The 19,505-nt window shown below is 37.5% G+C and carries 16 protein-coding genes; all 16 read left to right on the top strand.

Annotated features, from left to right (window positions below):
• The first annotated feature begins 73 nt into the window (after window positions 1–73).
• On the top strand, window positions 74–1,363 hold the full coding sequence (gene hisD, locus H0486_RS09460; protein ID WP_228352770.1) for a histidinol dehydrogenase: 1,290 nt from the start codon (window positions 74–76) through the stop codon (window positions 1,361–1,363).
• A 113-nt stretch (window positions 1,364–1,476) separates the two neighbouring features.
• Window positions 1,477–2,070, top strand: a complete 594-nt coding sequence (hisB, locus tag H0486_RS09455; protein ID WP_228352769.1) for an imidazoleglycerol-phosphate dehydratase HisB — start codon at window positions 1,477–1,479, stop codon at window positions 2,068–2,070.
• 32 nt (window positions 2,071–2,102) lie between these two features.
• Window positions 2,103–2,825: a 1-(5-phosphoribosyl)-5-[(5-phosphoribosylamino)methylideneamino]imidazole-4-carboxamide isomerase gene (gene hisA / locus H0486_RS09450; protein ID WP_228352768.1), complete on the top strand. Its 723-nt coding sequence runs from the start codon at window positions 2,103–2,105 to the stop codon at window positions 2,823–2,825.
• A gap of 80 nt (window positions 2,826–2,905) precedes the next feature.
• Window positions 2,906–4,174 (top strand): bifunctional phosphoribosyl-AMP cyclohydrolase/phosphoribosyl-ATP diphosphatase HisIE, encoded by a 1,269-nt coding sequence (gene hisIE, locus H0486_RS18435; protein ID WP_323163540.1) that lies wholly within the window; start codon window positions 2,906–2,908, stop codon window positions 4,172–4,174.
• 86 nt (window positions 4,175–4,260) lie between these two features.
• On the top strand, window positions 4,261–6,903 hold the full coding sequence (gene alaS / locus H0486_RS09435; protein WP_228352767.1) for an alanine--tRNA ligase: 2,643 nt from the start codon (window positions 4,261–4,263) through the stop codon (window positions 6,901–6,903).
• A 536-nt stretch (window positions 6,904–7,439) separates the two neighbouring features.
• On the top strand, window positions 7,440–7,613 hold the full coding sequence (gene rpsU, locus H0486_RS09430; RefSeq protein WP_228352766.1) for a 30S ribosomal protein S21: 174 nt from the start codon (window positions 7,440–7,442) through the stop codon (window positions 7,611–7,613).
• A 195-nt stretch (window positions 7,614–7,808) separates the two neighbouring features.
• A complete protein-coding gene (locus H0486_RS09425) occupies window positions 7,809–8,174 on the top strand; it encodes a YabP/YqfC family sporulation protein (protein ID WP_228352765.1) in 366 nt (121 codons plus the stop codon).
• Window positions 8,175–8,205: 31 nt separating this feature from the next.
• Window positions 8,206–9,447, top strand: a complete 1,242-nt coding sequence (yqfD, locus tag H0486_RS09420) for a sporulation protein YqfD (RefSeq protein WP_228352764.1) — start codon at window positions 8,206–8,208, stop codon at window positions 9,445–9,447.
• On the top strand, window positions 9,422–10,480 hold the full coding sequence (locus tag H0486_RS09415) for a PhoH family protein (RefSeq protein ID WP_228352763.1): 1,059 nt from the start codon (window positions 9,422–9,424) through the stop codon (window positions 10,478–10,480). Before yqfD ends, H0486_RS09415 begins: the two co-directional genes overlap by 26 nt.
• The gene (locus H0486_RS09410; RefSeq protein ID WP_228352762.1) at window positions 10,464–12,038 is read left to right on the top strand and encodes an HDIG domain-containing metalloprotein; all 1,575 of its coding nucleotides are present in this window, start codon (window positions 10,464–10,466) and stop codon (window positions 12,036–12,038) included. The genes H0486_RS09415 and H0486_RS09410 overlap by 17 nt, the downstream gene beginning before the upstream one ends.
• Window positions 12,039–12,058: 20 nt before the next feature.
• Window positions 12,059–12,556: an rRNA maturation RNase YbeY gene (gene ybeY, locus H0486_RS09405; RefSeq protein WP_228352761.1), complete on the top strand. Its 498-nt coding sequence runs from the start codon at window positions 12,059–12,061 to the stop codon at window positions 12,554–12,556.
• Window positions 12,557–12,589: 33 nt separating this feature from the next.
• Window positions 12,590–13,696 (top strand): DUF3048 domain-containing protein, encoded by a 1,107-nt coding sequence (locus H0486_RS09400; protein ID WP_228352760.1) that lies wholly within the window; start codon window positions 12,590–12,592, stop codon window positions 13,694–13,696.
• A 71-nt stretch (window positions 13,697–13,767) separates the two neighbouring features.
• Window positions 13,768–15,447, top strand: a complete 1,680-nt coding sequence (locus tag H0486_RS09395; protein ID WP_228352759.1) for a putative polysaccharide biosynthesis protein — start codon at window positions 13,768–13,770, stop codon at window positions 15,445–15,447.
• Between the two features lie 46 nt (window positions 15,448–15,493).
• Window positions 15,494–16,180, top strand: a complete 687-nt coding sequence (locus H0486_RS09390; RefSeq protein WP_228352758.1) for a BofC C-terminal domain-containing protein — start codon at window positions 15,494–15,496, stop codon at window positions 16,178–16,180.
• A 398-nt stretch (window positions 16,181–16,578) separates the two neighbouring features.
• The gene (locus H0486_RS09385; protein ID WP_228352757.1) at window positions 16,579–17,877 is read left to right on the top strand and encodes a BaiN/RdsA family NAD(P)/FAD-dependent oxidoreductase; all 1,299 of its coding nucleotides are present in this window, start codon (window positions 16,579–16,581) and stop codon (window positions 17,875–17,877) included.
• A gap of 20 nt (window positions 17,878–17,897) precedes the next feature.
• The gene (locus H0486_RS09380; protein ID WP_228352756.1) at window positions 17,898–19,502 is read left to right on the top strand and encodes an NAD(P)/FAD-dependent oxidoreductase; all 1,605 of its coding nucleotides are present in this window, start codon (window positions 17,898–17,900) and stop codon (window positions 19,500–19,502) included.
• The last annotated feature ends 3 nt before the right edge of the window (window positions 19,503–19,505 follow it).

The following is a 19,505-nucleotide window of genomic DNA, read 5'->3' as shown; positions in this document are numbered from 1 at the left end:
GATTCATTGATATATTCGCAATTCGTAGAACAATCATTCATCGATAATTAATCAGAAGAAAGGACGAAGCAATATGAAAATTATTGAATTAAATAAAGAAACAAAGCAAAATATTCTGGAGGATCTCTTGAAGAGAAGTCCAAATCAATATGATGAATATGCAGGTGTGGTATCCGATATCTTAAAGGATGTGAAGAACAGGAAGGATCAAGCATTATTTGATTATACTCTCCGCTTTGATAAGGCAGAGATAACAAAGGATACTATCCGGGTTACAGAGGAAGAGATTGAAGAAGCTTATAAGGAAGTTGATCCGACACTTATCGAGGTAATACGTAAAGCAATTCATAATATTGAAACATATCACAGTAAGCAAAAGCAATATAGCTGGTTTGATACAACGGAAAACGGAACGATACTTGGTCAAAAGATTACCCCTATATCAGCAGTAGGTGTCTATGTTCCAGGTGGAAAAGCAGCATACCCATCCTCCGTTCTTATGAATGTTATTCCTGCAAAGGTGGCAGGGGTAAGCCGTATCGCCATGACGACACCTCCTGGTAAGGATGGTAAGGTAACACCTGGAACCCTTGTTGCGGCGAAGGAGGCAGGTGTAACTGAAATCTACAAGGTTGGAGGCGCTCAGGCTATTGCCGCCTTGGCTTATGGAACAGAAAGTATTACTAAGGTTGATAAGATAGTAGGACCAGGAAATATCTATGTTGCCCTGGCTAAGAAAGCAGTATATGGACATGTTAGTATTGATTCCATAGCCGGACCGAGTGAAATTCTAGTACTGGCCGATGAAACAGCAAACCCCAGATATGTTGCAGCAGATTTATTATCCCAGGCAGAACATGATGAATTGGCATCTGCCATCCTAATTACCAATAGTAAAGAACTTGCAGAAAAGGTGTCACAGGAAGTGGACCGTTTTACAAGTATGTTATCCAGAAAAGAAATCATTCAAAAATCTCTTGATAATTATGGATATCTTATGGTTGCTCAGAATATGAATGAGGCGATTGAGGCTGCTAATGAAATTGCTTCCGAGCATTTAGAAATTATAACAAAGGATCCTTTCATGGTAATGACAAAGATTAAGAATGCTGGTGCTATTTTTATTGGAGAATACTCCAGTGAACCTTTAGGTGATTATATGGCAGGTCCAAATCATATTCTCCCTACCAATGGAACAGCAAAGTTCTTCTCTCCGTTAAGTGTGGACGATTTTGTTAAGAAATCCAGTATTATATCTTACTCCAGAGAAGCTTTAGAACCGATTTATCAGGATATAGTGAAGTTTGCAAATTCAGAAAGCTTAACAGCACATGCAAATTCTATTGCAGTAAGATTTGAATAAAGAAGTTTGACTTTTATTGCTCCTATTGTATAATATTATTGGATAAAATGGACAAAATATCAAGGCACTCAATCTTTTATAAAGATACGAAATGAGTAGAAATGGAGGAAAAGATGAGTAACAGAAGTGCCATAATTCAACGAAAAACGAAGGAAACGGATATTTCCATGGAATTCTCCGTTGATGGAAACGGTATTGCTCAGATAGAAACAGGCATTGGATTCTTTAACCATATGCTGGATAGTTTTACGCGTCACGGTTTTTTTGATATGAAGCTGGCTGTAACAGGGGATTTATATGTTGATTCCCATCATACAGTAGAAGATACCGGAATTGTACTGGGACAGGCTATTAAAAGTGCATTAGGAGATAAACAGGGGATTATCCGCTATGGATCATTTATTCTTCCAATGGATGAGACCTTGGTCTTATGCGCCATAGATTTGTCCGGACGTCCATATTTGTCCTATGATTTGACTTTTACAGCCGATAAGATCGGTTATATGGAGACAGAACTCATACATGAGTTCTTTTATGCTGTTTCATATTCTGCAGGAATGAATTTACATATAAAGCAATTGAGCGGTGGGAATAATCATCATATTGTTGAAGCAGCATTTAAAGCGTTTGCAAAAGCATTGGACGAAGCCTGTCGTTTTGATGAACGAGTAAACGGAGTTCTATCCACCAAAGGCTCCATCGACTAAATGATACTATAAGAAAGGCATAGGTAATCAGCATGATACTTTTTCCGGCTATTGATATTAAGAATGGACAATGTGTAAGACTAAGACAAGGAAGTTTTCAGGATGTACTGGTTTATTCTGATATTCCTGTTAAAATAGCAAAGCAATGGGAAGCTGCTGGAGCTTCCTTTATCCATATTGTAGATTTGGATGGTGCACTAGTTGGACATTCCGTGAATGATGAGGCTATTAAAACCATTGTTTCAGAAGTGAATATCCCGATTCAGGTAGGTGGAGGTATACGTACCATTAAAGATATCGAAAGTAAACTGGCTCTTGGAATTGAACGTGTCATTATTGGAACGAAAGCAGTGAAGGATCCCGCATTTATTAAAGAAGCTGTAGCTACCTTTGGTTCTCGACGTATTGTAATCGGTATTGATGCTAAGGACGGGATGGTTGCCATTGAAGGATGGGAGAAATTAAGCTCTTATCATGCAGTTAATCTTGCTCTGGAGATGAAAAAGTACGGAGTAAAGACGATAGTATATACGGATATCTCAAAAGATGGTATGCTACAGGGACCGAACATAGCCCATACTAAAGAAATGGTGGAAGAAACAGGATTAAACATCATAGCTTCTGGTGGAGTATCTTCTTTAAAAGATCTGGAAATGCTCGAAGAAATCAATGTCTATGGAGCTATTATGGGAAAAGCATTATATGAAAAGAAAATTGATCTAAAAAAAGCAGTCCATTTATTTGAAAAGAAATAAGGATAGTACATATGGTGACTGCTCACCATACGATTAATCAAAAGATATAATCAATTCATACCGCAGGAGGTACAGATTAAATGGCTTATAAGAAAATAATCCCTTATATTAATGCAGAAACAGAAATTTCTGCTAATGTTATTAAATTAGCGAAAAGTTATTCATATGGGGGAGCGGACGAACTGTTAATCTACAACTATTCGAAAGACGAAAAGACAAGGGAAGAATTCTTGTCCATGGCAAAGGAAATATCGAAGGAAATCGATATACCATTTTCTATTGGTTGCTACGTAGAACGGTTAGAGGATATTAAAAAAGCGATTTATACTGGTGCCCGTGCTGTAATAATTCGATATTCAATATTCGAAAATAAAAACTTATTAAAGGAAGCAACTGGACGGTTTGGTTCAGAAAAAATCATGGTTGAACTTGATATGATAGATTGCATAGGCGAGGAAGGAGAACGCATGTGCAATTTTATAGAAGAAGCCTTAGTAGGCACCATACTGTTAAAACACGTGATAGTATCCGAGCACTCCAAAAAACGTATTGAGAATGGCCGTTGTCCGGTTATCATTCGAGATAGTTTAGTACGTAATGATATCAGAACGTTATTAACGATTAACAATGTAATTGGTCTATCCACGAATTTCTTCGAAAATAAAGATATTATGAAAGCTAAGTATGCATTAAAGGAAGAAAATATTGAAGTAAATACCTTTGAAAGCTTACTTTCATTTTCGGAGTTCAAGTTAAATGCCGATGGATTAATACCGGTTGTTGTTCAGGACTACCGTACCGATGAGGTATTAATGCTTGCGTATATGAATGAGGAAGCATATAATAAGACTATTGTCAGCGGCAGAATGACCTATTATTCCAGAAGCAGAGACACATTATGGTTAAAGGGAGAGACCTCGGGACATTATCAGTATGTTAAGGAACTGTCACTGGACTGTGATAAGGACACGATATTAGCAAAAGTTCTTCAGATTGGTCCGGCCTGTCATACCGGTAGTCATAATTGCTTTATTCATGATTTGGTTAAGAAAGAATATAATCATTCGGATCCCTTCCATGTATTTAAGGATGTATATGAAGTGATTATGGATCGGAAAAGAAACCCGAAGGAAGGCTCCTATACGAATTATTTATTTGAAAAAGGCATTGACAAGATACTAAAGAAATGTGGAGAAGAAGCAGCGGAAATCATAATTGCAGCCAAGAATCCCAATGCCGAAGAGCTACGGTATGAAATCGCCGATTTCTTATATCATATGATGGTTCTGATGGCAGAATGTGGCTTGGACTGGAATGATATTACAACAGAGTTGGCACATAGAAAATAATAAATATTATCGTGACATTTTCAATTGTATCAAGTAAAATAGGGAATAGCAATACTGAGAGATAATATTATAGGAGGCTATAAAACGTGCAGGTATATGGTGTAAATGAACTTCGAAAAATGTTTCTGGAATTCTTTGAAAGCAAGGGGCATCTGGTATTAAACAGTTTTCCGCTGATTCCCCATAATGATAATAGCTTATTGTTAATCAATTCCGGTATGGCTCCACTAAAGCCATACTTTACAGGACAGGAAATTCCCCCGAGAAAAAGGGTGGCAACCTGTCAGAAGTGTATTCGTACCGGTGACATTGAAAATGTTGGTAAGACTGCCAGACATGGTACCTTCTTTGAGATGCTGGGTAATTTCTCCTTCGGAGATTATTTTAAACATGAGGCAATCGCCTGGTCCTGGGAGTTCTTAACTGAGGTGGTAGGATTAGATAAAAACAGGTTATATCCATCAGTATATGAAAACGATGATGAAGCATTTGAAATATGGAATAAAGAAATCGGTATTGCTCCGGAACGAATTTATCGAATGGGTAAGGCTGATAATTTCTGGGAGCATGGTGCAGGTCCCTGTGGTCCATGTTCTGAAATCTATTATGATCGCGGCGAAAAATATGGCTGTGGTAAAGAAGATTGTGAAGTAGGTTGTGATTGTGACCGCTTTATCGAAATCTGGAACAATGTATTTACTCAGTTTAACGGAGATGGTAACGGTAATTATACAGAACTGGATAGCAAGAACATTGATACCGGTATGGGTCTGGAAAGACTGGCTACCGTAGTTCAGGATGTAAGCTCCATCTTTGATGTTGATACGATGAAGGCAATTCGTGATAAAGTATGTCAGATTGCAAAAACAACCTATCAAAGCGACCCTAAGAAGGATATTTCCATTCGTTTAATAACGGATCATATTCGTTCTGTAACCTTTATGGCTTCAGACGGTATCATTCCATCCAATGAGGGTAGAGGCTATGTATTCCGTCGCTTACTACGTCGTGCAGCAAGACATGGAAGATTGCTTGGAATTGAAGGAAGATTTTTAGCTGAGTTATCAAAAGTAGTAATTGATGAATCCAAGGATGGATATCCGGAGTTAGAAGAGAAAAAAGAATACATCTTAAAGCTTCTGACTCTTGAAGAGGATAAATTCAACAAAACAATCGATCAAGGACTGACGATTCTTACTGAGATGGAGAAAGAATTAGAGAATAAGAAGGAAACCGTTCTCTCTGGAGAGAATGCATTTAAATTATATGATACTTATGGTTTCCCTATTGATCTCACCAAAGAAATCCTTGAAGAAAAGGGCTTTTCCATAGATGAGCAGGGCTTTAAAGAGGCAATGGAGGTTCAGAGAGTAACAGCCAGAAGTGCCAGAGGAACTACGAACTATATGGGAGCCGAAGAAACGGTATATCAACAGATCGATCCAGGCATTACATCGAAGTTTGTCGGTTATGAATATACCAGTTACCAATCGGTTATCACTGTATTAACAACGGAAACAGAATTAACGGAAGAGTTGGTGGCAGGACAGAAGGGTACTGTACTGGTAGAAGAAACTCCCTTCTATGCTACCAGTGGTGGTCAGGCTGCAGATACCGGGTATATTCTTACAAAGGATGCGGAATTCGAAGTAGAGGATACCATTAAGTTACAGGGTGGTAAAATAGGACATGTAGGAACTGTAACCAAGGGTATTCTGAAAGTAAAGGATTCTGTTGAGTTAAAGGTTGATGCTTCAAAAAGAAATGCAACAGCAAAGAACCATAGTGCTACACATTTACTACAGAAAGCACTTAGAACCGTATTGGGAACTCATGTAGAACAGGCTGGTTCTTTGGTAACTGATGAGCGTCTGCGTTTTGACTTTACACATTTTTCAGCATTAACAGTGGAAGAGCTTAAGAAAGTGGAACAGTTGGTAAATGAACAGATTTCAAACAGTCTTCCTGTAAATACAAAGATTATGAGCCTTGAGGATGCAAAAAAAGAAGGCGCTATGGCATTATTTGGCGAAAAATATGCGAATGATGTACGTGTGGTAACGATGGGTGATTTCAGCAAGGAGCTTTGTGGAGGAACTCATGTAAACAATACCGGTGTCATTACCGTATTTAAGATATTATCCGAGACAGGTATCGCAGCTGGTGTTCGAAGAATTGAAGCTTTAACCGGTAATAGTGTATTAGCTTACTATTCTGAACTGGAAAATGAATTGAATTCAGCTGCTAAAGCTGCGAAAACAGAACCTTCCAGTCTTACCAATAAAATTGAAGCTCTTTTAGATGAGATTAAAGCTTTAAAATCTGAGAACGAGAAACTGAAGAGTAAGCTTGCGAATAACTCCCTTGGTGATGTTATGAACCAGGTTGTTGATGTAAAAGGAATGAAGTTACTTGCAGTAAAGGTTCCTGATGTAGATATGAATGAGCTTAGAAATCTTGGCGACCAGTTAAAAGAAAAGCTGGGAGAAGGTGTCATCGTATTAGCATCATCTACTGCACCGGATAAAGTTAATCTCCTTGCCATGACAACGGACGGTGCAATGAAGCAGGGTGCTCATGCCGGTAATCTCATAAAAGAACTTGCTGCTCTCGTTGGAGGTGGCGGTGGCGGAAGACCGAACATGGCTCAGGCCGGAGGCAAGAATGCAGCTGGTATCGATACTGCAATCGAAAAAGCAAAAGAAGTATTAAGCACTCAGATAAAATAAATCCAAGGGGCTGTTGCACAATATACATGCAGGGAATATGACTTACCTCACACACAGACGGAAGTACATATTGATGATTTTGTATGTCTTATGCGAATATAAATAATCGCATGATTCACACAAAATACAGCAATCTGTTCTTCCGACAGTGCATTATGGTAAGTAATTGTCCTTCCGAATGTATTATGAAACATCCCCTTGATCCGGACAATTCAGTCCGGGTAGGATAAGTAGCAGGGGCAGAGAAAGAAAATATCCAGAGAGGAGCATTTGCACTAGTCGGTACTTAGGCTCTGTATTATAGAGCCTTATGTACCGTTACTAAGTGCAATTAAGCGAAAGCGGCTCCTCGGCGGATATATTTCTTGATCTGCCTCTGTTACTTATCCTACCCGGACTGAATTGTCCCGCAAATTCTATAAAAATCAGTTGACGAAAATGAAAAATATGCTATAATCATTGTAGTGCTATTCAAAAAATACCCAAACAGTTGTTTACGCACAATACACAACTGGAGGGAGGTTAGGTGTGAGAATATGTCAAATGTAATTGTGAAAGACAATGAAACATTAGATAGTGCTCTCCGCAGATTCAAAAGAAACTGTGCGAAAGCCGGTATCCAGCAGGAGATCCGTAAAAGGGAGCATTATGAAAAACCAAGCGTAAGACGTAAGAAAAAGTCTGAAGCTGCTAGAAAGCGCAAATATTAATACGATTGAATGTACGCTTTGCGGATTTTCTATCGTCATGAATTGAAAGAGACTTCCAGTGGAAACATTGGAAGTTTTTTATTATTTTGGATTAAGTCTATTTAGATAAATTCAACATTTCTAACAGATTAGTCTACATGATAAATTCTTTTCATATATTAGTAACAGTATTTGCGAAGGATTTAGGGGGCTGTCATGAAGGATAACCTGAAATCATCCCATAAAAAATTTAAAAAAAATGCTAAGAATACATTATATAAAGGGTTTCATAATAAAAATAAAACAAAACAATCTCAAAAAATATCATGTCTTGAGGAATTATCCAACCGTCTGCATTTACCGGGTGATATTCTGGCCGGAGCACCCATTATTACAGCAACAGGCAGAAATGAGTTATGTCTTGAAAATTACAAGGGAATTATTGAATATAACGGTAATCTGATTAAGGTTCAAACCAAATCATGTAAAATCTGCATTGAAGGAAAACAATTGAATATTCTTTATTTTACTGAAGATGAGATGCGTATCACCGGATATATCAACGCAATTTATTACCAATGATTGAACCAAGATCAAAATGGGAGGTAATCACATGTTAATAAAACTGATAAACTGGTTCAAAGGATATTTGTGCGTACGGCTTCGAGGTACCTCTCCGGAACGGTTTATTAATTTATGCTGCAATAAGCAAATCTATATCTGGAATCTATCAAGAATTGATGAAGATTATCAATTTCTTATCTCAATAAAGAATTATAAAAAGCTGAAACCCATCGTCAGAAAGACACATATGATACCTAAAATAACAAGAAAAGTAGGCTTTCCGTTTTATTTACAAAGGTATAAGAAAAGAAAGGGCTTCTTTGCAGGAGTATTAATTTGCATCATATTGGTTTACATTATGTCGTTATTCATTTGGGATATCAGCATATTGGGTGGATCCAAGTATACACCGGAAGCTATGCTAAAATTCTTAGACGATCATGATATTCGTACCGGGATTCAGAAAAAGAAAATTAATTGTCAGGAGATTGAAGAAGAAATACGACTTACCTATAAAGATATTGGGTGGGTTTCAGCTGAAATAAAAGGAACACGGCTTATTATCAAAATAACGGAGACGAATATGCCCACACCGGCGCAGGAAGCTAGAGATCCGAGTCATATTGTAGCCAGCAAGGATGGAATTGTGAAAGAAATTATAACCAGATCAGGTATGCCTATGGTGAAGCCGGGAGATATTGTAAAAAAAGGTGATATACTGGTGTCAGGTATCATTACAATTAAAAGTGATTTTGATGAAATATTAAATATGTATCCGGTGGTAGCAGATGCGGATATCCGGTGTAAGACATTTTACAACTATCATGAGGAATTTCCTATGGAATACTTAGAGAAAAGATTTACGAATCATGAGAAGAAGGGTTATTATGTAGAGTTTTTCGGTAGAAAATTATTTTTATATAATCCTAGTAATTCCTATGACAAATATGATATAATTGTTAACGAAAAAAAATTACATATCACAAATACCTTTTATCTGCCATTCCGTTACGGTTCTATTACGACACGCGAATATGTAGATATAAAGAAAACATATACGGAGGAAGAGGCTATATCGATTGCAAAGGATCGGTTAAAGAGATACCTAGACCGATTATTTTCAAATGATGTTTTAATAATCGAAAATAATGTTAAAATAACTATAGAGAATCATCATTGTATTGCCAAAGGGAAACTCATAGTGGAAGAGCCTTCCTGGCAGTACCAGTTAGTTCAGGATAATGAGTGGAGGATAGAACAGACGGATGAGCTTAGTGGAGACAATCATTGACATACCTGCTGAACATGAAAAAAATGTTTTTGGCGGATTTGATGCTTATGCAAAAATTATTGAACGGGCTTTTAATGTAACAATCATTGCAAGAAACGGAGAAGTAAAGCTTGTTGGAGATACAAAGGATGTTACAAAAGCAAAGAGCGTATTTGTACAGCTATTAGAACTTTCAAAGCGTGGGAACCAAATTACCGAGCAAAACGTGAATTACGCAATATCCTTATGCTACGAAGATAAGGAGCAGGAAATCGTTGAAATTGACAAAGATTTAATATGCCATACCATTAGTGGCAAACCAATTAAACCAAAAACCTTGGGACAGAAAACCTATGTAGACTTGATACGTAAGAAGATGATTGTTTTTGGCGTTGGTCCTGCAGGAACAGGGAAGACCTATCTGGCAATGGCAATGGGCATTACTGCGTTTAAAAATGATGAAGTAAGTAGAATTATTTTAACACGTCCTGCCATTGAAGCTGGTGAGAAGCTCGGCTTTTTACCTGGAGATCTTCAAAGCAAGGTAGATCCTTATTTAAGACCGCTTTATGATGCACTTCATCAGATTATGGGTCCTGAAGCTTACTTGAAGAATACCGAAAAGGGATTGATAGAAGTGGCTCCCCTTGCATATATGAGAGGGCGTACTCTGGATAATGCATTTATTATTTTGGACGAAGCTCAGAACACAACACCGGCACAGATGAAGATGTTCTTAACTAGAATTGGATTTGGATCCAAGGTAGTAATAACCGGGGATATGACCCAGAAGGATCTACCGGTAGGGACAAAATCCGGATTGGATGTAGCCATTAAAGTACTGAGTAAAATTGATGATATTGGCTTCTCTTACCTGACCAGCCAGGACGTTGTCAGACATCCACTAGTACAAAAAATAGTAAAAGCATACGATTCCTATGAGGAAAAATTAAAGCGAGTGGAAAGCAAGGAACAAAGCAAGCATAAAAAGATACGATTGGTGAATTATAAATCAGAAAAAATTAGGGGAAATCGAGATGAAAGCAGATACTAATAAATCAACTTCATATACATCTAAGCCTTGGAATTCATCCGAGAATCCAACTAAGCAGGAAGCGATTATGGATAATGATAAGGAAAAATCATTATTAATCAATATATTACCTGTGCTATCAATGATATTTACCATATTGCCAGGAGTATTGAGAAAGGTTCCAGGTATTGAGGTTGCAAGAGATGGTATTCTTATATTTATCTTAACAACAGTATTGACCTTTTATATTCGAATGAATATCGGTATTATTCGTGGTAAAAAGAATGCAAAGCTTATTCTGTTACTTTGCTATCTTACCTCTATTTGTTTACTAATGTTGATACCAAAGCCAGAATCCCATTGCTTTTGGATGATAGGAGGAATGGTTTTGTCCATGATTGTAGATAGTAAAGTGGGCTTGCTCGTTCACTTTAATATGACATTTTTACTGGGGATTTCCTTTGAACATCGTCCTGAGACAGTCATACAGATATTAATCATTGGAGCACTTATGAGCTTATTATCCGGTGCTCTAAAGCAAAAGTCGACTGTAATCTATGCAACTATCATATTGATTTCGACTAACATTACATTATCCTTTGCGATGAATAATTTTATTTTTGATACAATTACAAATTACAATTATCTTGGATCACTATTCAGTATTTTATCAGTAATTGTTATATCATTTTTTATTCATATGTTATATGCTAAATTTGCCGGGGATGTTCATACAGAAGTGAAAGAAGAGACAATCGGTGAAGAGAAGCATTCATCTGGTGAAGTACTTGATGCAGTTCAATCGGATGATGTTAAAGCGACGGAAGTCACATTAACCCAAGAGGATGTATCTGATAGCAGTATGACAGAAGAGCGTGAAGCTAATGCTGAGTCTATCAATGAAGTACAGGAGAAAGCTACTTCAACGGATACTGCTTCCACCACTACTAAGGATCCGATCCATACGAAGGAAGAAATGGACAAGCGGGATGACCAGCCATCTAACCAATTCGGCGAGACACAGGATAGCAGCGATATATTAACTCAGCAGCGTAACCTTGGTATTCGTACCAGTTATGAGGTTCTCTGTGATACAAACAATGAATTACTGAGAAGATTAAAGCAATTCTCAGATAAATTATATGATCATGCTATGTTAATAGGAGATCTGTCGAAGCGTGCAGCACGTGTTGTTGGAGCGAATGAAGACCTTGCACTGGCAGGCGGTTTGTATCATGAAATTGGTAAGTTACATGGCAATAATTATATTGAAGAAGGACTTATAATTGCTGAAGATTATGCTTTCCCGAATGAACTAAGAGCAATCATTAAGGAGCATAATATCAAGTATGATAAGCCAAATTCTGTTGAGGCGGCAATTGTTATGCTTTCTGATAATGTAGTTAGTACCATTGAATACATAGAAAAAACAGGGGACAACCGATTTACCAAAGGAAAAATAATTGATCATGTATTCCAGATGAGAATAGAAAAGGGCACCTTTGATCAAGTACAGTTATCGAAAAATGATTATGATGCATTGAAGGATTTTTACCATAAAGAATTTCTTTCAGAGTAGTATAAAAAGGGTGGACAGGCATGACAATAAATATTGAATATGAAGCAAATAAAAAGTTGAATTTTGATTATGAAGCCTTGGTGGAAAAAGTCATAGTAGCCTGTCTTTATTATGAAGCTTGTCCCTATGAGGCTGAAGTTAATGTACTTTTGACGAACGATACTGAAATTCAACTGATCAATAAGGAGTATCGAGATATAGATAAACCAACGGACGTACTTTCCTTTCCCAGTATTGAATTCGATAGGGAAGGCGATTTTTCCGGACTGGAAGAGTCTACTGTATCCTATTTTCATCCTGAAACAGGAGAATTAATCCTTGGAGATATTGTTATTTCGGTAGATCGTGCCATTGTGCAAGCTGAGGAGTATGGTCATTCTCTAGAAAGAGAGATAGCTTTTCTTACGGCTCATAGCATGTTCCATCTATTTGGCTATGATCACATGGAAGATTCGGAAAGAATACGAATGGAAGAAAAGCAGAATAACGTATTGAATCAGCTTCATATATTAAGGTAGTACAAAGATGTCATAATGAAAGGGTGGAACATTATGAAAAAGATGATCAGCAGTATTCTTATACTCTTCATAATAATCGCTATGATAGGATGCAAAAAGAAAGAATCCTACGATGGTGGTGATGTTATTCAGGATTATGAACAGAATATTACCCCAACTGTGACACCCACACCGGAACCGACTGTAAGCCCTACAGAAACTATAGAAGATTCAAATCATGAAGGTGAGATGCGAAGCTTTTTAACAGGATTATGGGTTCCTGAGGAAATAGGAAGAAAAAGACCATATGCATTTCAATTTAGCAATTTTAAATCTGTATCCAATCAGTGGGGAATTTCGCAGGCGGATATCGTTTATGAATGTATCGTGGAAGGTGGAATAACCAGATTATTAGGAATTGGAGAAAATTATACAGGTGACCGTCTTGGCTCCACCAGAAGTTCCAGACATTACTTTGTAAGTATTGCAGATGAATATGATGCGATATACATTCATTATGGTAAAACAAAATATGCAGTAAGTAAAATAAAGCAACTGGGTATCGATAATTTAGATGGTGAGACAGGTATCGGGACAACGGTTTTTTATCGTGACAAATCCATGAAGGCACCCCATAATGCTTTTGCTTCCATTGATGGTATCCTTGCCGGTATAAAGAAGAAAGGTTATAAGACGGAGTATGCAAGTGATTATAAGCCTCATTACTCCTTCTATGAGACCGATACAGACTTGGCAGATGGCTCGTCAGTTCAAAAAGTAACCTTGAAGTTCTCTGCCTATACATCTCCCTATTTTGAATATAATCAGGATGATAAGCTTTATTATCGTTATCAATTTGGCGGACCACACAAGGATTCCAATAACGGTAATCAGCTTACCTTTAAGAATATTATCGTACAATTCGTTAAGGAATGGGATATTGACCGTAACGATTATCAAACCATGGATATTGAGGATGCTTCTGGAAAAGGGTATTATATAACCAATGGTAAGATGATTCCGATCACCTGGAAAAAGAAAGAGGCCTCCAGATGGATGAGATATTATAATGAGGCTGGAGAGGAATTAACCATTAATCCAGGTAAAACCTTTATTACCTTATTTCCCAATGACAGAACAGAAGATGTAGTGTTAAACTAATTGTTAAGAATATTTTGGGATATAGAAATATTATGATTCAGAGATTGACTTAAGATAAAAAGGAGAAAGCTATGTCTGCAAGTAAAAGAAATAATCATTATATAGCTCAGGGTAGTATCTTAGCTGTGGCATCCCTGTTAGTAAGAATAATTGGTATGTTATACCGTATACCAATGAATAATATAATAGGAGCGGAAGGTAACGGATATTACTCGAATTCATTTAAAATATATAATCTGGCATTGATTATTTCTTCCTACGGCTTGCCTCTTGCGGTGTCAAAGCTAGTAGCTTCTAGAAATGCGAAAAAGGAATACAGAAATTCCTATCGAGTTTTTTTAGTGGCAATGGCATTTGCAATATCCGTAGGTTTGATAGCTACACTAATCATCTTTTTTGGAGCAGATTTTTTTGCAAAAGTTTTATATCAAAGTCCTAATACAGCGTTACCACTCAGGATTCTTTCTCCAACTATTTTTATATTTGCTGTAATGGGAGTATTACGTGGGTTCTATCAGGGGAAGAATACAATGATTCCCACTGCGTTATCCCAGGTAATTGAACAGATTGTTAATGCTGTAGTAAGTATTGTTGCCGCATATTTGCTAATGAAGAATTTTAGTGCCTCTATCAATGTTGCTTCTTATGGCGCAGCAGGCGGAACCCTCGGAACCTTTATGGGAGCATGCATCGGACTTATTTTCCTGTTATTTGTATTTTTGGTTTATAAACCGGTACTTAACAAACAGATGCGGCATGACCATTCAGAAAATAGAGAATCCTATAGTACAATAGCAAAGTTACTTGCCATAACCGTTGCACCTATTATTCTAAGTCAGACGGTTTATCAGATCAGTGGTTTGATCGATGGATCTATGTTCGGTCATATAATGGCCTCCAAAGAGATTGCCTTATTTGACTTAGAGGTATTAAAGGACGCAAGATTAGGACAACTATATACAGAAGTTCACAGAAATACGATAATAGGTATCTATAGCGGAAGATATGAGCTATTAAGCTATGTACCGGTTGCTATAGCTACTGCAATGGCGGCTGCAATTGTAACGTCCATTGCTACAGATAAAGCTTGGGAAAGATATGACGAAATCCGTAATAAGGTACAAACATCAATTAAGTTCAACATGATTATTGCCATCCCTTCTGCAGTGGGAATGGGAGTACTGGCCTCTCCGATTCTCCAATTGATTTTTAATGATCATTATCAACTATCAGCGAACTATTTTAAGCTGGGATCAGCAGCAATTGTATTTTATGCTTTATCCACCGTTTCATCTGCAATCCTTCAGGGAATCAATAAATTGAGAGTGCCTGTAATCAATTCAGCGATATCCTTGGGAATACATATAATTATCGTTTTTACATTATTAAAATTCACACCATTAAGTGGTTACGCGCTTGTTATAGGGAATGTAACCTTCCCATTAGTTGTATGTATTCTTAATTGGATTTCCATCGAACGTTATTTAGACTACCGTCAGGAGGTTATCAAAACTTTTTTAATTCCGACAGTAAGTTCTGGATTAATGGGTACAGTCGCATATTTTGTCTATAAGGGAATGTTCCTTGGTACGAAAAGCAATTTGCTGTCTACGTTAGCCGCTATTGTTATAGCGATTATCGTTTATTTTGTTTTACTAATATTTATGAAGGGTGTGGATGAGGATGAATTGGCATTTATGCCCAAAGGTCATACTCTGATCCGTATATTACGAAAACTTCATTTATTATAAAGATAAAGTTCAATTATGTATAAAACTGCAAATATTGGAGATAATTATGCCGAAGGAGTGGTTTCGCATGAAGCTGAAAAAGGCATCAATTTATCTCTTAGGTTTTGTGAGTATGTGTATTATCTTCAGTGCATGCTATTATATGAGTTATTTACATGCGCTAAACGAATTTAACAAGAGGGCCATTGAACGCAAGGATGAATTATATGCGTTGATGGAAAAAGCAGAACCTACACCAAGTGTACCTCATGAAGTGGAGAATACGGTACCTGTAAATGTTCCACAGGAAACGATTGTTTTACCTACAACAAAATACACATTGGAAATCTATGATATGAAAAAAGACACGCTTCTGACGGAGGAACTAAATCCTCCTGCTGAATTTGTTGGACTGACCAGAGAAGAAATCGAACAGTATTTAGCGGATTATATGAATGATATGACTTTATCTGAATATAACAAAGGGTTGATTTCCTATGAGCTCATATCCTTTTCTGAGGATGAGATCGTAATGAAAAAAACCTATAATGAGGATTTTGTTCCTTTTCGATTTTATGTTGTAGTGAAAGATGGATATGTAGTTGTTTATAATAGTGATCTAAAAAGCGTATATAGCTATACCCATATAGAGGCGAAGGAGCTTCCTGAGGAAGACCGGATTAAGCTAAGCGCCGGTATTTATGTGAATAGTGTAGAAGAACTATATGCACTACTGGAAAGTTATTCAAGTTAGCGAAAGTAATTGTTATGAACAGGTAGCATTGAAATAACAACGTCGATACAAAAGGCTCTTTTTTAGAGCCTTTTGTATCGACGAAGAAGGGGCTATTGTATAATGTAAACAGGGACCATGGCTTACCATAATGCACTGTCGGAAGAACATATTGGCAATTTTGTATGGATAATAAGCGAACTTTTATGTTCGCCTTATAGACATATTGCCAATTTGTACTTCCGTCAGTGTGTGAGGTAAGTCATGGTCCCTGTTAATACATTATGCAACAGCCCCTTCCCCACAAGTACTACAAAATTAAATTCTTATTAAGAAAATCTTATAGATAAAAGAAAAGCTTGAAATAATATCGGTGGTAAAATATAATGAAACAAACATAGATATTGGGAGGCATTACATTGAATTACGATGTGATCATCGTTGGTGCCGGCGCTTCCGGATTAATGGCAGCCATTGCGGCTGCAAGACAGGGAAGCTCCGTACTTGTAATAGAGCATAAGGATAAGGCAGGCAAAAAAATATTGGCGACCGGGAACGGAAAATGTAATTTTACGAATCTCATCCAGATTCCCGAATGCTACCGTAGTAATGACAGTGCATTTCCCATGAAGGTACTGTCTTGTTTTGATGAATCAAAGACAATCCAATTCTTTGAGGAGTTAGGTATATATCCAAAGAATCGTAACGGTTATCTATATCCGAATTCAGAACAAGCTTCCAGTATAGTTCAGGTATTAATGCTGGAATGTGAACGGTTAAAGGTGGAATTTCATTATAATGAAACAGTAAAATCTATTCAAAAGCCATATTACACTGTATATACAGAGCACACTATATATGAAGAGAAACTTCCTTCGGGAAAGAAGAAAAAAGGTACGGGTAGAGCTCCCATTACAATAGAAAAGCGAAAATATTTATCAAAGAAGATCATTCTTGCTACTGGTGGTTGTGCTTCCCCGCAATTAGGTTCTGATGGAAGTGGCTTTATATTGGCAAAAAGCTTCGGTCATACCATTATTAAACCATTACCTGCGCTGGTACAGCTAAAAGCCTCCGAAACGTACTTGAGTACGATATCCGGTGTTCGATTATCTGCTTCGGTAAGATTAAAGGTAAATAATAAGCAGATATCAAAGGAAGAAGGAGAAGTTATATTTACTGATTATGGAATATCCGGAATACCGGTTCTTCAAATCAGTCGATTTGCTGCAAAGGCTTTAGATCAAGGAGAAAAAGTGGTAATTGAGTTGGATTTTCTGCCTGAATTAACTACAGATACCTTCTATCAGATGGTTAAGAAACGGATTAAGCAGAATTCAATAAAAACAACGGAAGAATTACTGTTAGGTATTATAAACCATAAACTTGCCTACATTATTGTTAAAGCTGCAGGTCTTGATCCGGTTCAGAATGCCGGGGTATTAAATGACAATGATGTGAAAAAAATCGTTCATTTATCAAAAACATTTCGTATGAATATTATCGATACTAATTCCTTTGAACAGGCTCAGGTATGTGCGGGAGGAGTATCAACGGCAGAAATTAATGAAAACACACTGGAATCTAAGCTTTCCGGCGGCTTATATCTGGCTGGTGAATTAATCGATGTTGATGGAACCTGTGGGGGATATAATTTACAATGGGCTTGGAGCAGTGGATATGTAGCAGGTACTTCCGCTGGTAAAAAGCTGAAGTAGGAAAAGAAGGTTGAATATTAATGATACAGATTGTTCAGTTAAAGCTTCCAATCAAGCATACGAATGAGGATATGCATTCTGCTATTGTGAAAGCATTAAAGTTAGCGAAATCGCGGACATTTGAGTATACCATAATAAAGAAGTCCATAGATGCACGAAAAGAAGAGATTAAATATATCTATACAGTCGAAGTACGGGTGGACTTATCCAAGCAGGAGACGGAAAAGGATATTGTTAACAAATGTCGTAATAGTAATGTATCGATTACAGAACGGACTTCATATCGCTTTGAACCGAAGGGAACAAAACCCCTGAAGCATCGTCCGGTAATTGTCGGAACCGGTCCGGCAGGATTATTTTCAGCATGGATTCTGGCAAAGCATGGATATCAGCCACTGGTTGTGGAACGAGGATATGAGGTTAATAAGCGTGTTACAGTTGTAGAACATTTCTGGGAACAGAATGATTTAAATCCGAATTGTAATGTCCAATTTGGTGAAGGAGGAGCCGGTACCTTTTCCGACGGAAAGCTGAATACCATGGTGAAGGATGCATTTCACCGGTATCCTCTTGTTATGGAAACCTTTGTTGAACATGGAGCTCCCTCCGATATTCTGTATCTGAATAAGCCGCATATTGGAACGGATAAGCTTCGTGGTGTGGTCGAGAACATGCGAAATGATATTATTCGCATGGGTGGGGAGGTCCGTTTTGCAACAACCTTAACCGATATATTGATAGAGAACGACCAGCTAGCCGGGATAGAACTAAATCATAATGAAAGAATATCTTGTGAGGTATTGATTACAGCAATCGGGCATAGTGCACGTGATACCTTTGCCATGCTGTTAAAACGTGGAATTCATTTGTCGCCCAAGGCCTTTGCCATCGGACTTCGAATTGAACATAAACAGAGTATGATTAGCATGGCTCAATATGGAAAAAGCTATATTGATCTACCGGCCGCAGACTATAAATTAACTCATCAGACAAAATCCGGCAGAGGAGTTTATTCTTTTTGTATGTGTCCTGGAGGTTACGTTGTGAATGCGTCCTCAGAGCCCGGACATCTGGTGGTAAATGGAATGAGTAATTATGCACGGAATGGTGATAATGCCAATAGTGCCATCGTAGTAACAGTTCAGCCTGAGGATTTTCCGAATACAGATCCCTTAAGTGGGGTTGCTTTTCAACGAAATTGGGAGAAGGCCGCTTATGCAGCTGGAAAAGGTGTGGTACCGGTTCAGCTGTTTGGTGACTTGTTTCATTACAGGAAAAGTGTTACAATAGGTTCTGTTATTCCTAATATCAAAGGAGAATATCGACTTTCGAATTTAACCGAATGTCTTCCTGATAATATTATTGAAGCATTAAAGGAAGGTATTATGGCTTTTGATAAGAAGATAAAAGGCTTTGCTGACGAAGAAGCAATTCTTTCCGGAGTAGAGAGTCGAACCTCTTCACCCGTTCGAATTCATCGAAATGAATTCTATGAAAGTAACATTACCGGCATTTATCCTTGTGGGGAAGGAGCCGGATATGCGGGGGGAATTACTTCGGCAGCAATTGATGGTATTAAGGTTTTTGAGGCAGTAGCTGATTGTTATAAACCATGCTACGAATAAGAT

It is taken from the genome of Variimorphobacter saccharofermentans, assembly GCF_014174405.1.
GTDB classification, from domain to species: Bacteria; Bacillota; Clostridia; order Lachnospirales; family Lachnospiraceae; genus Mobilitalea; species Mobilitalea saccharofermentans.
This window is presented reverse-complemented; position numbering and strand designations above follow the sequence as displayed.